The following is a 14518-nucleotide window of genomic DNA, read 5'->3' on the forward strand; positions in this document are numbered from 1 at the left end:
GGATGGGAGAAGGGAAGAAGCTAAGGCTGTATTTATTTTATTTCGGAATCAAAACCCATGTCCAATAGCAAGCCTATTAAAATCAAAACTCGCGACCTACATTTTTATTATGGAAAATTCCACGCCTTAAAAAGCATCAACTTTACCATCCCCAAGCATTCGGTCACTGCACTCATTGGTCCCTCCGGTTGTGGTAAATCTACTTTACTTCGCACTTTTAACCGCATGTATGAGTTGTACGACAATCAGTATGCGATTGGGGAAATACTTTTAGACCACCAAAATATCCTACAACCCCACCAAGATTTAAATATGCTACGTAGTAAAATTGGCATGGTGTTTCAAAAACCGACACCTTTTCCAATGTCAATTTTTGATAATGTCGCTTTTGGCGTCAAACTCTATGAAAAATTACACCGCGATGAATTAGCAGGTCGCGTCGAATGGGCGCTGCAAAAAGCCGCTCTATGGAAAGAGGTGAAAAATATATTGCGCCATAGCGGATTGAGTCTCTCCGGCGGACAGCAACAGCGTCTATGCATCGCTCGCGCCATCGCCGTTAAACCCGATGTGATTTTATTAGACGAACCCACTTCAGCACTCGACCCTATTTCTACCAAACATATAGAACAACTGATCGGTGAATTGAAGCCTGATTATACTATCTGTATCGTGACTCACAATATGCATCAAGCCAAACGCATATCTGATTACACCGCTTATATGTATTTAGGCGAGATGATTGAATACAATGAGACGGAAATTATTTTTAATAATCCCTCCAAACCTGCAACGCGGGATTTTGTGACGGGGCGGGTTGGTTAATTAAAAAATTTTTCTCTGAATTCCTTCTCCCGTCTGTGACCGAAGAAAATCTCCTTGTGGGATGGGAGAAGGAAAAAGATTAAGGCTGTAATATGAAAAAACCACTCATCCTAATCGTAGAAGACGAAGCCGCTATTTTAGAAATGCTGCAGCTGTCATTAAATATGGCAGGTTTTGCCACTACAACCGCGAGCAGCACCAAAGCAGCAGAAGAAAAAAACGCAGCGCGTATTCCTGATCTCATTCTACTAGACTGGATGCTTCCCGGCCAAAGTGGTGTCGATTACATCAAAAAATTACGCAACGACCCTACCACCATGCATATCCCCATTATTCTTTTAACCGCCAAAGCAGAAGAAGAAAATAAAATCAAAGGATTAGATGCAGGCGCTGACGATTACATCACCAAACCTTTCTCGCCACGCGAATTACTGTCCCGCATAAAAACTGTATTACGGCGGGGACCATTAGTCAGTACAGAAGGCATTATCACCATCAAAGATTTAGTACTGAATACACATACACGCAGTGTCAGCATCGGCGAAAAATCTCTGGAATTATCGCCGATTATTTATGATTTACTATATTTTTTCATACGCCATCAAAACCGCGTCTATACCCGAGAACAATTGTTACAGCATGTGTGGGGTGGCGATAAAGATATTAATGATCGTACAGTCGATGTGCAGATAAGGCGGCTGCGCAAAGTGTTAAAAAACTACGGCTACGATCATTACATACATACCATTTACGGAACGGGTTATCTGTTTTCGGAAGACAATGAATGACTAAGTCTGTGCAAAACAATCAACAATTACCGGATTTATTACCCATTCCGTTGATTTTTTTAGATCATGAATTACGTATCCAATCATGGAATCTCGCTGCAAAAAATCTGCTGAATTTAAATGCTAAAAAACATTTTCAGCAACCCATCAACACAATCTTCAATAAAGTCAATTTTGAAAAACTAGCGCGACAAAAATCTCATCCAACGATTGAGACTGCCCCTTTATATCACCCGGACATGGATTTATCGCTGTCACTGGTGGCTTGGCAGGATAATCAGTATTTACTGATTATGCGTGATGTCACCCAACTGCATCATCTGGAGCGAATCCGCCAGGATTTTGTCGCCAATGTTTCCCACGAATTGCGCACGCCATTGACTGTAGTGCATGGTTATTTGGAAATGTTACTTGACGAGGATGATCGCAAGCTACAGCCCTATAAAAAAATGCTGGAACAGATGTATCAACAAAGTTTACGCATGCAGAAATTAATTGAAGATTTATTGTTATTATCGCGGTTGGAGAGTGAGGTTACAGAAAATGAACGTTTCAAAACGGTTGCAGTCGCCAATCTACTGAAGGCCATTACTATCGATGCCAAGGCATTAAGTGGCAGTCATCTGCATCACATTAAACTCATCGCCGATCATAAACTTAAAATTGACGGACTAGAAAATGAATTACGCAGTGCGTTTTCTAATTTAATTTTTAATGCGGTGAACTATACGCCCGCTCGAGGCCACATTACCATTCACTGGTACAAAGAAGGCAATAATGCCTGCCTATCAGTTACCGATACTGGCATAGGCATCAAAGCCGAACATATTCCGCGTCTCACGGAGCGTTTTTACCGTGTAGATAAAGCACGTTCACGTTCAAGCGGCGGTACCGGCTTAGGTTTGGCAATCGTTAAGCATGTGCTATTATTACATAAAGCTAATTTAAAAATTCTTAGCGAACCTGGGAAAGGCAGTACATTCATTTGTATTTTTCCGGTTAAAACAGAATAACTCAATCCTGTTAAATAGAAGGAAGTTTTTATGACAAACATCACTTTTAAAGGAAATCCGATCAGCACCATTGGCGCTTTACCTGCCAAAGGCACCACACCTAAATTCACCCTCACTAAAAATGATCTGAGTGAAATCAGTTCCAAAGACCTGCGCGGACAAAAAGTCATTTTGAATATTTATGTGAGTCTAGACACCCCCGTATGTAGCTTGTCAGTGCAAAAATTTAATGATAAAAAAAATGAATTGGAAAATGTCAATGTGGTCTGCGTCTCGGCAGATTTACCCTTTGCTGCCACTCGTTTTTGCGATGCCGCGCAAATTAACAATGCAATTATCACCTCAACTTTTCGTCATCCTGAGTTTGGTAAAAATTTTGGGGTGACTATTGCTGAAGGACCTTTACAGGGATTGTTGTCACGAGCGATTGTCGTGCTGGATGAAAAAGGTAAGGTACTATACAGTGAACAAGTCGCAGAAGTGACGAATGAACCTGATTATGCTGCTGCTATAGCGGCAGCAACTTGATTATGTCTGATGCGGTTTTATTTTGGAAAATTATTTAGACGAGAAAACTACTGTGTCGCCAATCTGTATGGTTGATGCAGCATTAGCATTTAACTCTAATACTCTATCTGCTGGTTGCGGCGAAATATAATGTGCTAAATCCTGCAATAGCGTTCCTGGTGCTGGAGGCGGGATATTGCGGCTGATACCTATGACAACCTGATCTTTAATCCATACAATATCCAAAGGAAACTGCATGTCTCTCATCCAAAATGATAAGGTTTTTGCGTATGGAAACACAAAATACATGCCCTTATTTTTTCCAAGCGCGGAACGTCCAGATAATCCTTGCATACGTGTTGCATCGTTATCCGCAACTTCTACCTGATAAACAATGCTATTAATTTTCACAGTGCCTAAAGGCAGAGGATTGCTTTTAGCATTAGCATAAGTGGCAATGATAAAAAAACTGGTTAAAAATATTATAGTGATTAATTTTTTAAACATCTGATTTTCTCAAAATTTATAATGTTAACCGAGAGGTGTTAATCGCTGATGCGAAATTCAAAAAAATGCACGCCGTCCTGGCATGAATGCCAGGATCCATGTCACAAGAAGGTGAAAGTTTGCATCCCTGCAGACTGGATCCCGGCATCCATGCCGGGACGACGTGCCTTTTTTAAATTTCGCCCCCAACTACTTATAATAATAAACTCCGCAAAAAATTTTCAGCTCGAATAATTTCAATTCCATTCTGCACTAACTCATGGCGTAAATTTTTCACAATTTGTACCGCAGGATAAGCATACTTCTTATGAAACTTTATGAGTGCAGTGGATAATTTCTGGTTACCGGCTTTGACTTCAATGATCTTTTCTATAACGCCCTTATTACTGATAGCAAAATCTACTTCCTCACCATCTTTAGTACGCAAATAATGTAACTCATATTCAGCCGCCTCATAATCATATTTAGCATAAACATGCTTTAATAAACAATTAGCTACCAAATTTTCCAATTTCACACCTTCATTACCCTCAACCAAAGCCGTATCAAAAAAATAAATTTTGGGTTCCTTAATCAAACTACGACTAATATTATTTGAATACGGCGTAATTCGAAAGACAATATAAACCGCTTCCAAAATTTGAATATATTTTTTTACCGTCGTAGGCGATATTCCAATATCCTCAGCCAATGATTGATAAGAAACAGGTGAACCTACACGCTGACGCAACAAATTAAAAATCAGCTGCATTGCCTTAATATGTTGAATACTATCAAATTCAAAAATATCCGTATTCAACAAACTACTCATATATTGTAAACGCCAACGTTCAGCATCAATATCATTGTCAGCTAAATATGGCTCAGGGAAACCACTACGTTTTAATAGTTTTTCTAAATCAACTGGCATGCCTGTTTGATATAACTCGGCAGGAGATAGAGGTAATAAACGATGACGAAAGTAACGTCCCGCTAATGAATCACCAACATGATTAAAAATATCCAAGCGCGCACTGCCGGTGACTAACAGTCTAGTCGCTGCAGGCTTGGTATCATAAAGTCCTTTGAGATAATTCTTCCATTCAGGCATTTTATGCAGTTCATCCAGAATTACCAATTCTGTTCCAGCCAACCAATTCTGCTGCAAAATGATAGGGCGATCGTTTAACTGATCGTAGTTTAAATAGATGCTAGATGAAAATGATTGAGCTATTTGCTTGGCCAACCAGGTCTTACCCGCCTGGCGTGGGCCGACTAGCAAGACCATTTTCTTGTCTAGATCATTGAGAATAGCGGTGGTTTGTATGCGTCTCATCCGACTATTCTGCAGCGCATTGGAGAAAAGTCAAGACTTTTCTCCAATGCGCTGCAGAATAGTCGAAAATCATGATGGTTTTGAGGAAATAAAGTTGGCAAAAATAGCATCCGCAGGCATAAAGCCATTGATTTTGAGTTTAAAGTTTGGGGGTGGGATGCACCATGGAGCGCACATCCCACCCCCAAACTTTAAACTCAAAATCAATGGCTTCCTTCCAAATGCACCGATTCTGTAGCTTTTGCAACCACAGTCTTTGCCGTTTTTCTGCCACTCCATCTAGCTTTTAACGATTCTAAATACAAATAGATCACCGGCGTAATATAAAGTGTCAATAACTGCGACAACACCAATCCCCCCGCCACAGCAACCCCCAAAGGCCGTCGTGTCTCGGAACCGGCACCAAATGCCAAGGCAATCGGCAATACACCCATCAATGCTGCCATCGTCGTCATCATAATCGGACGAAACCGCGTCAAACAGGCTGAATAAATTGCATCAAATGCGGGAAGCCCCTGCTTGCGCTGTGCCTCTATCGCAAAATCTATCATCATAATCGCATTCTTTTTTACAATACCCGTCAACATAATGATACCAATAAACGCATACATATCTAATTCAATATGAAATATTAACAATGCCAGCAACGCACCCACCCCAGCCGAAGGCAAACCCGATAACACCGTCAGCGGGTGAATAAAACTCTCATACAACATGCCTAATAAAATATAAATCACAATAATTGCTAGCAGCAATAACAAACCCATGCCCTGATTAGAATCTTTAAATGCTTGTGCCGTACCCTGAAAGCTCGCAGTCAGCGTCGCAGGCAAACTCAATCCACGTTCCATTTTATGGATTTCAGTAATCGCATCGCCAATGGAAGTACCCAATTTCACATTAAAAGAAATCGTAATCGCCGGTAGCTGTCCCTGATGATTTATCGTAAGTGGACCATAACTCTGGGTGAGTTCTGCCACTGCGTTTAACGGCACCAACTCACCGCTGTTAGCCCGAAGATAAAGACGCGATAAGGCAGAAGGGTCAGTCTGATAACTGGGATCTAATTCCAGCAATACCTGATAATTATCAATCGTTGAATAAATCGTCGAAATTTGCTGGCCGCCAAAAGCATTAGCCAGTGTCATTTCAATTTGTTCTGGTGTAATACCAAGCTTCGCCGCTTTATCGCGTTGTATATTTACAAATACTTGCGGACCGGTATCTTGTACGTCCGTCGTCACATCCTGTAATCCGGGAAGCTGGCTGATTTTATCGGTTAATATCGCTGCCCAGCGATTGAGCTGTTTTGTATCCGTATCCTGTAATGTGTATTGATATGGACTTTTACTGACTTTACCGCCAATACGAATACTCTGCGTGTTCTGCAAATACACATTAATACCAGCAACGCTCTCAAGCTGCGGGCGCAATGCTTGCACCAACTGATCTGAACTTAATCGGCGTTGGTCACGCGGTTTTAACCGCACAAACAAACGTCCTGAGTTAGGCGTCACACTAAAACCGCCGGCGCCAACGCTGGATAAAACGCCTTCCACATCCGAGTTCTGTTGAATTAAGCGTGCAATCTGATTTTGGCGTTTTGACATTTCATCAAACGACATAGCGGGGTCAGATTCAGTATAAGCAAATAATTGATTGGTATCTTCGCTCGGTAAAAATCCTTTGGGAACAATAGCAAACAATAGCGCAGTGACTATCAGCGTTAAGCCAAATACGCCTAGCATAATACGCCTATGCCGCAATGCCCATTGCAGACTGTTCTCATAAAGCGCTAATAACTTTTGAAAATACCGCTCTGATTGCACGAAAAATCGGTTAGATTCTTTGTGTGCTACTTCAAGCTTTAGTAAACGGCCGCACAACATGGGTGTTAAACTTAACGAAATAAATCCCGATAATAAAATGGTGACACAGATCGTCACCGCGAACTCATGAAATAGTCGCCCTAATAACCCACCCATAAATAACAATGGCACAAACACCACAGTCAGCGACAAAGTCATAGATAAAATAGTAAAACTGATTTCCTTAGAACCCTTAAGTGCCGCGGTCAATGGTGTCTCGCCGCGTTCGATGTAACGCACAATATTTTCCAGCATGACGATCGCATCATCGACGACAAAACCTACGGACAGGGTCAGTGCCAAAAGCGATAAATTATCCAAGCTATAACCTAACCAATACATAAACGCAAATATGCCGATGATCGATAGCGGCAACGCAATACTGGGTATCAAGGTTGCTTGCGCACGGCGTAAAAATAAAAAGATCACCATGACGACTAAGCAGCCTGCCAACACTAGCGTGAATTGCACCTCATGCACCGAGGCACGTATCGATTCCGAACGATCATAAATGACTTTCAGCTCAATATCGGCCGGCAGTTGTTTTTGGAATTGCGGCAACATGGCATGGATGGCATCGACCGTCGCAATGGTGTTAGCACCTGGCTGACGTAACACGGCTAATGCCACCGCGCGTTTATCGTTGTACCAACTGGCGAGGCGGGTGTTTTCCACGCTGTCTATGACTTTTCCTAATTCCTGCAAGCGCACAGGTGCACCATTACGGTAAGCTACGACTAACGGCCGATACGCTTTTGCATCTTCTAATTGGCCATTCGCCTGAATTAAGTAGTTTTGTTTGGGGCCGTTTAAAGTACCTGTAGGTAAATTAACGTTATTGCTCTGTACAGCCTGCATGACAGTATTTAAGTCCAACTGTCGGGCTGCTAATAAATCAGGATTTAACTGGATGCGCACAGCATATTTCTGTGAGCCAAACACACTCACCTGCGCTACGCCTTGAATCATGGAAATACGTTGTGCTAATAGGGTCTCTGCGTATTTATCTACAGTGGATAGGGGTAAATTCGGTGAACGCAGCACTAAGTACATAATGGGCGCTACCGCCGGGTTGATTTTGCGGTAAGTGGGTAAACTCGGCATATCGCTAGGCAAACGTGCTGATGCTGCGGAAATGGCGGCTTGAACATCTTGCGCTGCACCATCGATATTTCGATTTAAGTCAAATTGAATGGTGATCTGGGTATTGCCTAAGGTATTGCTAGAAGTCATGGAATCGATACCGGCAATACTGGAGAATTGCTGCTCCAGCGGCGTGGCTACCGCGGTCGCCATGGTTTCCGGGCTAGCTCCAGGTAAAGTAGCACTGACCTGGATAGTAGGAAAATCCACGTTGGGAAGGTCACTGACGGGTAATTTTTTGTAGCCGCTGATGCCTAAGATCAATAATCCCAGCATCAAGAGGATAGTCATCACTGGGCGGCGTATGAAGATTTCACTTAAGTTCATGGTTTGGTTTTATCTGGGTTATGGATTTTCCGTTTTTTTGCGTATGCTTCTTCTGCTGCACTCCCTCTCCCATACTCCCCTAAGGGGAGAGGGATACAGTGCGAAAGGGAAAGAAAATGCTATGAAGCATCTACTGCAGCCTCACCTTAGCCCCATCATTCAAATTCAACTGGCCTTCGGTAATGACCTTTTCTCCTGGTTTTAATCCTTGCAACACCACCGTATTCTCATCAACCTCAGGTCCTATCACCACCGATCTATAGTTCGCCCTACCATTTGCAGTCACAACATATAAATAATTACCTGTTTGTCCGTTCTGCACTGCCCGTGTTGGCGCTAATACCGCATGGTCAAGCGCTTGCAGCGGCAATTCCACAGTCACAAACTGCCCTGGCCATAATTTATGGTCAGTATTGGCAAAGGTCGCTTTCAAAGTAATCATGCCTGTGGTGGCATCCACGGTGTTATCTAAAAAGCTTAATTGACCTTGCCCTAACACTACCCCATCTTTGCCAGTTTTAGCCACTACCGCAATATTTCCTTTGGCCATTTGCTGCTGTAATGCCGGCAATTTTTGCTCAGGTAAAGAGAACTTCACGCTAATGGGGGCAATTTGCCGGATAATCACCAGCGGATTGGGATCACTGGCTTTGACCAAATTACCTGCCTGCACCAACACTTCACCCGCACGGCCGGTAAACGGCGCGCGAATAGTGCAATACTCCAGCTGCAAACTGGCAGTGGCGACAGCCGCTTGATCCGCTGCCACTGTGGCTTTGAACTTAGCAACATCAGTCTTCAAACTGTCATAATCCTGCACACCTACATAGCCATCCTTTAATAGTTTATTATTTCGCGCCAGAATGGCACTGGCATTATCTAGCTGTGCCTGATCGCGGGCCAGATTGGCTTGAGCCTGGTTTAATTGCGCCTGAAAGGGGCGAGGATCAATCTCAAACAATAACTGCCCTTGCTGCACCATCTCGCCATCTTTAAACGCAACATGCTGCAATTGCCCATCCACCAAAGAACGCACTTGAGCCGTAGCAGCGGCTGCCACCGTGCCAATAGCTTGTTCTTTTATCTGGACATTTTTCTGTTCAGCCAAACTCACAGCCACCAACGGCCCCGTAGCTGCAGGACCCATTTTATGATGAAAACTGTAATAGATAGCAATCACAACGATAACTAAAATACTGCAAACCAGAAGATATTTACGCTTCATAGAGGCTCATAAGTTAAGATAGTGCCTGGCAAGGCAGGGACAGAGATAATGATTATTGGATTGATTGTGTAGCAGAATTGAAATTGAACTGTATTCATGGAAAATATTATAACATATTAATGAATCAAAGTCTGTCAGCTAATCTCAGTATGTCAAACCACGGTAGTTCATAATACATTAAGAATATCCTCATATAATTTAATAAATTTTTACAGGATATTCACATGACCTATCAACATCGCGAAGCCAAGAGTAAACCTATCAGTTGCATTAAGTACGGAGTTGAGGATGACTATAGATTAATGGCTGTTATTGATGGCCAAGCTTTTTATCAATCAACTGGCTATAATTCCTCAGGATATTCACTTTCACTCGTATCAGACCTGACAAAAATAACCCTTAAAAAAGACACCATTTATCTTAGTTTCATTCGCGATCAAGAAAAAGGTCTAGTATTACAATACCGACTTTTTAACCCTCAAGGTGAAAGTGTATCAGGCGACATAGCTCAGTTAGAAGGTTGTGATTTTGAAGAGTTGGCTCTTTCTCCAGATGAAGCAAAACTCAAATTGGAAGATTTTTTAGCTGACATTTTAACGCATACTTATCAAAAAGGTCATTCACACTCACCGGCGAAAAAACGCTGGATTCCATTTATCATGGTAGGTGGAACGGAACCCATTGACTGGGAAAATTTGCCAGAGATATATAATAAATACGACATCCCCATGATGCTGGGAGCAGAAAGCCTCATTAGCAAGGATCCTAACTATATCGTCAAATCGTGCGATTTTTTAAAACAGTACCTAAAAGATCAAGAAGGCATTAAGGAAAATGAGCATTTTTCTCAATTCCAAGCAACACGCATCGCCTTGAAAAGATTTCTGATTACTTCATCACGTTTGAACCCTGACAGCTATAGTGAACAACAACTCATTGATGCAGGGCTTAATGAACAAGAAATTTCCTTAGCACGCATACCTATCGTTTTAGATAAAAATCCACCGGTACTTGATGATGCTGATATAGTGAATGAATGGTTGATTCGGCAAGGTGCTACCTATATAAAAAATATGCTATATCCTACACCAAGCATTGTTGATGAGATTACCGATTCAAAATACTCAAAGCCGAAATGGAATAATGAAATCAAATTGAAAAATCCAGCAAGTCTTACTTTTTCAAAAGGCTGGTTTGAGCAAAAACATAAAAAAAATGCAGATTTAACTACTCCGTTGTTAAGAAGACCATCACCACCTATACAAACCGATAATGATAAAAGCACTTGCTGTATTATCAGTTAAAAGTTAATTATTCGACCAAGAAATTTTAAACACTACACCCATCCTAATATTAATTTAATAAAAAGAGAGTAATTTAGTAATTCAGCAGCGCCAGGTTATGTATCCGTTTGAGAGAAACCATATGTCTAGTAATGAAAAAATGAAAGAAAGCGACTCAAAGCCAAATTTGGACAAAATACCGGAAGAAATAAAGCGCGATATAATATCTCGCTTTTTGCAGCCTAGTGAAAATGCCAAGAACCAAAGGATATCAACCGATTTTAAAAAATTTAGTGAGGACAACTCAGTTTGGCAATCTTATTTAAAATCGTCTGAAAAACACCCTAAATCAACGTATCAAAAAGAACCCTGGAAGCGCCTATCTCAATATTGGGAGCCTATTGCAGACTTACCGACTGTCAAAATTTATCACGCCTACCTAATGCAATCTGAACCTAAAAATCCACAGGATTTGCTTAAGCTGGCGGAAATAGTATTAGAAAGTGAAGACCTGGAAACATCTAAAGCTTATGCGGCAAATATCTTACGCGATATTTTAACTCTGGATGCAATCAACCAGGAAATGAGAGCTAAAATTGCTCTATATTTTGGAAATTTGATTTTGTCAGAAGATCTAGTGTTACAGGTCAGTGATTTGCCTGAAAGCATAGATAGACAAGCCTTTCTGCAAGAACCACCGGTAGAACAGGCCGCCGTTTTCTTCCGTGAGGCGGCAATATTAGGTTCAAGCGAAGCACTTCGGCGGCTGGGAGGGTTAACTGAAACCGGAGATATCGAACCGGCAGATTTTTATGAAACCCGTGAAAATCAAGCACTGCATTTATACCGTCAGGCCATAGCAGGTGGTTCAGCGGCTGCGGTACAAGATTTTATTGTGCTGATGATGACCTATGATACGCCATTATTACGTCCAGAAGATTTTTCAGGAACACAAAAGCGCAAGCAGCAATTAGTTTGTGCTTCAGCCTGGGAGCAACAGGCTGCGATTTATCAAAAAGCCATAGAAGCCGGGCACCAAGGAATTAAAGAAAATTTATACCGTTTTGTCATGTATCAATGCTTAGCACCTATGCAAAAGGGTTATATCCCTCCATGGTTGAGAGAGATTCTAGCCACCAATCCATTTAGCTTAACCAGAGAATTGGCTACCAGATTGGCGGTGAATTCTACTACCCTAGACAACGCAACACGGGTAGCTATTTACCTTCAGTTAGCACGAAACATTGAGACTGGAGTAAAAAAAGTACAGTGTGATGAATATGATTACAACGATGTACAAAAAAATTGGTTGCTGAAGGCCGACCAATATCGCTCTGAACTGTTAACCGTAGCCCGACAACTGGATAACATTGAGTCTAAATCAAAAAAAACGCCTGCTAAAATGATAAGCACTTTAGGAAAGTTTTCTACTGGCATAGCGGATAGCAAAACCACCTCCGTTCCAAAACCAGTGGAATCACCTAAAATCCCTACATCAGTAGCTCCTGCTCTTTCCCATAGATAATCGTTTTAAACGGTGGCAGCGCTTTGCGTAACTGACGGCCATACGGCATCGTCACCAAACGTGTATCGAGAATGCTGACCCTACCGTAATCCGTTTCTGAGCGAATCAAGCGTCCAACAGCTTGAATCAGGCGCACACTGGTTTCCGGCAAAGTCAGATCGGCAAAAGCATTGCCCCCGCGCAATTCAGTCCATTCCGCCAAAGTCTGGCTTACCGGATCATCCGGTACTGCAAACGGCAGTTTCGTGATAATTAAATGTGTGCAGGCTTTTCCAGGCAAATCCAACCCTTCGGCAAAAGAGGCAAGACCAAATAAAATGCTGGCGGAATTCGCCTTTATGCGCGCAAAATGCGCACTGATTAACGCTTCTTTTGATTGACTGCCCTGCACTAATAATAATGCAACAATGGGTTGCGGCAGCGCTGCAATCACTTCCTGCATTTGTTTTTTAGAAGTAAATAACACCAACGTACCCTCACCTGGCAGCGGTTTTAATAACTCCTGCAACAATAGAATTACTTCCCTGGTATGCGCATCCGGCTGCTTGGGATCATGTTGCATGTGCGGAATATTTAAAATGCCTTGCTCGGTCAAATTGAAAGGTGATTCCAGCGCAATGGTGCGGGTTTGTGGATAATGACTTAATCCCGTATCGCGAAGTAATTTATCAAAAGACCCTAAAGAACGCAGTGTGGCAGAGGTTAATATGGCGCCAGCAGCCACTTTCCATAACCGTTCTGACAATACACCGGCAGAACTGACAGGAGAAGCAGACAATACATACTCTATCTCAGCGCCCCGATTAACCCACTGTGCGGCAATCCACTTCGCAATAGGCGGGTATTCTGGGGGAATGTGCATCGCCAATAAAGTCCAAACTGCAGTTAAATTTTCCACACGCGTGATAAAAAATCCCAGATCAACTGCCAACCGGTCAAATAAGGCTTCGTCTGCAAGGCCTTCCACTTTAGCTTTTCTACGGCGCAAAGTTTCCTGCAACAAATTTAAAGTGCTTAACATCGATTTCATGGCCGGAAGTAAAATGTGGCAGAATTCTTCAAAACCTTTAGGCAAAATTCCCTGATGACAACGGTATATGACGGGGATATTAAGCTCTTTAGGCTGCAATGCTGGTAAAGCTTTTAATGCCACGCTTAACTCCTGCAAGGTCAAAGCAATCGTCTCTGCATGCGTGGCAACTTTAACACTGGCATGGGATTCTTTGAGCGCTGCTTCTACTTTAGCCACCGTAGTACCTAATTTTTCTAACCACAACAGCGTGCCCTGCAAAGCATGAGAAGCGCCAAACTGTTTAATGGCTTTATCCGCTAAATGATGCGCTTCATCAATGCAATAAAACGTATCTTCTGGCACCGGCAAAATTACACCGCCACCCATGCTTAAATCCGCCAATAGCAAATCATGATTGGCAATCACCATATCTGCCGTTTCCAACTGCGCTCTAGCGTTATAAAAAGGGCAGTCTTTGAAGTGCGGACATTCGCGCTTGGTGCAACCATGTCTATCATTGGTGATACGTGACCATAACAAGTCAGGCACTGGTTGTGTCAAAGTGTCACGATCACCTATCCAACTTTTATCATGCAGCATTCCGGCTAGATGTTGTAAGGTTGCTATTTCTTGCGGTGTGGGTTTTCTATCCCAGGGGGGCAGTTCTGAATCATGCCCCAAAAAATCCGACTGAGTAGCATGACTGGTATGTTGATAAAGTTTATAAGTACAGGCATAACGTCCACGTCCTTTGGCGATCGCATAGGTAATATCTAATCCGGCATGCTGCGCCAAAAATGGAATATCTTTGTAGGCCAGTTGTTCTTGCAACATGACGGTAGCGCTGGATACAACCAAATGTTTACCCAGTGACTTGGCTGCAATCACGGCAGGTAATAGATACGCTAAGCTTTTACCGGTACCAGTTGGCCCTTCTACCACCAAAATAGATTCACCACGCCTTGACGGCATGACACCATTTTCGTCTGCTTGCGGTTTATGCGCTTCACTATTCATCAATGTCGCATAAACTGCCTTAATCATGTGCCACTGTGTAGGACGCTTTTTAAAACCAGGCAAACTATTGGCGATTTTATTCAAGCATTGATTGAGTAAATTTACATCTAAAGAGAGTTGCATTATATAACCTAAAGATATATGCCCACCCCCATTTTCAAAG

The 14518-nt window shown here is 42.3% G+C and carries 11 protein-coding genes; 6 read left to right on the top strand and 5 right to left on the bottom strand.

Annotation, left to right across the window (positions count from 1 at the left end; genetic code table 11):
- Positions 1 to 57: 57 nt before the first annotated feature.
- The 4 genes from pstB (at position 58) to tpx (ending at position 3154) form a co-directional block, all read left to right on the top strand.
- Positions 58 to 825 carry a phosphate ABC transporter ATP-binding protein PstB gene (pstB, locus tag VHE99_03425; GenBank protein HVV68074.1) on the top strand — a complete coding sequence of 256 codons (768 nt, stop codon included), beginning with the start codon at positions 58 to 60 and terminating at the stop codon, positions 823 to 825.
- Between the two features lie 92 nt (positions 826 to 917).
- Positions 918 to 1613 carry a response regulator gene (locus tag VHE99_03430; GenBank protein ID HVV68075.1) on the top strand — a complete coding sequence of 232 codons (696 nt, stop codon included), beginning with the start codon at positions 918 to 920 and terminating at the stop codon, positions 1611 to 1613.
- Positions 1610 to 2626: a phosphate regulon sensor histidine kinase PhoR gene (gene phoR / locus VHE99_03435; GenBank protein ID HVV68076.1), complete on the top strand. Its 1017-nt coding sequence runs from the start codon at positions 1610 to 1612 to the stop codon at positions 2624 to 2626. Before VHE99_03430 ends, phoR begins: the two co-directional genes overlap by 4 nt.
- Before the next feature lie 30 nt (positions 2627 to 2656).
- On the top strand, positions 2657 to 3154 hold the full coding sequence (gene tpx / locus VHE99_03440) for a thiol peroxidase (protein ID HVV68077.1): 498 nt from the start codon (positions 2657 to 2659) through the stop codon (positions 3152 to 3154).
- Positions 3155 to 3184: 30 nt separating this feature from the next.
- Here the strand turns inward: tpx and VHE99_03445 are convergent, their stop codons facing one another.
- The 4 genes from VHE99_03445 to VHE99_03460 form a co-directional block, all read right to left on the bottom strand.
- Positions 3185 to 3640 (bottom strand): DUF192 domain-containing protein, encoded by a 456-nt coding sequence (locus tag VHE99_03445; protein HVV68078.1) that lies wholly within the window; start codon positions 3638 to 3640, stop codon positions 3185 to 3187.
- A gap of 193 nt (positions 3641 to 3833) precedes the next feature.
- Positions 3834 to 4955, bottom strand: coding sequence for an ATP-binding protein (locus VHE99_03450; protein HVV68079.1), 1122 nt, complete (start codon positions 4953 to 4955; stop codon positions 3834 to 3836).
- Positions 4956 to 5158: 203 nt separating this feature from the next.
- Positions 5159 to 8293, bottom strand: coding sequence for an efflux RND transporter permease subunit (locus VHE99_03455; protein HVV68080.1), 3135 nt, complete (start codon positions 8291 to 8293; stop codon positions 5159 to 5161).
- A gap of 130 nt (positions 8294 to 8423) precedes the next feature.
- A complete protein-coding gene (locus VHE99_03460; GenBank protein HVV68081.1) occupies positions 8424 to 9518 on the bottom strand; it encodes an efflux RND transporter periplasmic adaptor subunit in 1095 nt (364 codons plus the stop codon).
- A 224-nt stretch (positions 9519 to 9742) separates the two neighbouring features.
- Here VHE99_03460 and VHE99_03465 point away from each other — a divergent pair, with 224 nt between their 5' ends.
- Positions 9743 to 10822 carry a hypothetical protein gene (locus VHE99_03465; protein HVV68082.1) on the top strand — a complete coding sequence of 360 codons (1080 nt, stop codon included), beginning with the start codon at positions 9743 to 9745 and terminating at the stop codon, positions 10820 to 10822.
- Positions 10823 to 10943: 121 nt separating this feature from the next.
- Positions 10944 to 12326, top strand: coding sequence for a hypothetical protein (locus VHE99_03470; GenBank protein HVV68083.1), 1383 nt, complete (start codon positions 10944 to 10946; stop codon positions 12324 to 12326).
- Here the strand turns inward: VHE99_03470 and dinG are convergent.
- On the bottom strand, positions 12292 to 14478 hold the full coding sequence (gene dinG, locus VHE99_03475; GenBank protein ID HVV68084.1) for an ATP-dependent DNA helicase DinG: 2187 nt from the start codon (positions 14476 to 14478) through the stop codon (positions 12292 to 12294). The two genes, VHE99_03470 and dinG, sit on opposite strands and share 35 nt — an antisense overlap.
- Positions 14479 to 14518: the final 40 nt, after the last annotated feature.

Source organism: Gammaproteobacteria bacterium (assembly GCA_035546635.1).
GTDB lineage: Bacteria > Pseudomonadota > Gammaproteobacteria > JAURND01 > JAURND01 > DASZWJ01.

Bases quoted from the DNA above. Each gene is read 5' to 3' on its own strand.
- pstB (HVV68074.1), top strand. From the start codon at position 58: ATGTCCAATAGCAAGCCTATTAAAATCAAAACTCGCGACCTACATTTT.
- VHE99_03430 (HVV68075.1), top strand. From the start codon at position 918: ATGAAAAAACCACTCATCCTAATCGTAGAAGACGAAGCCGCTATTTTA.
- phoR (HVV68076.1), top strand. From the start codon at position 1,610: ATGACTAAGTCTGTGCAAAACAATCAACAATTACCGGATTTATTACCC.
- tpx (HVV68077.1), top strand. From the start codon at position 2,657: ATGACAAACATCACTTTTAAAGGAAATCCGATCAGCACCATTGGCGCT.
- VHE99_03445 (HVV68078.1), bottom strand. From the start codon at position 3,640: ATGTTTAAAAAATTAATCACTATAATATTTTTAACCAGTTTTTTTATC.
- VHE99_03450 (HVV68079.1), bottom strand. From the start codon at position 4,955: ATGAGACGCATACAAACCACCGCTATTCTCAATGATCTAGACAAGAAA.
- VHE99_03455 (HVV68080.1), bottom strand. From the start codon at position 8,293: ATGAACTTAAGTGAAATCTTCATACGCCGCCCAGTGATGACTATCCTC.
- VHE99_03460 (HVV68081.1), bottom strand. From the start codon at position 9,518: ATGAAGCGTAAATATCTTCTGGTTTGCAGTATTTTAGTTATCGTTGTG.
- VHE99_03465 (HVV68082.1), top strand. From the start codon at position 9,743: ATGACCTATCAACATCGCGAAGCCAAGAGTAAACCTATCAGTTGCATT.
- VHE99_03470 (HVV68083.1), top strand. From the start codon at position 10,944: ATGTCTAGTAATGAAAAAATGAAAGAAAGCGACTCAAAGCCAAATTTG.
- dinG (HVV68084.1), bottom strand. From the start codon at position 14,478: ATGCAACTCTCTTTAGATGTAAATTTACTCAATCAATGCTTGAATAAA.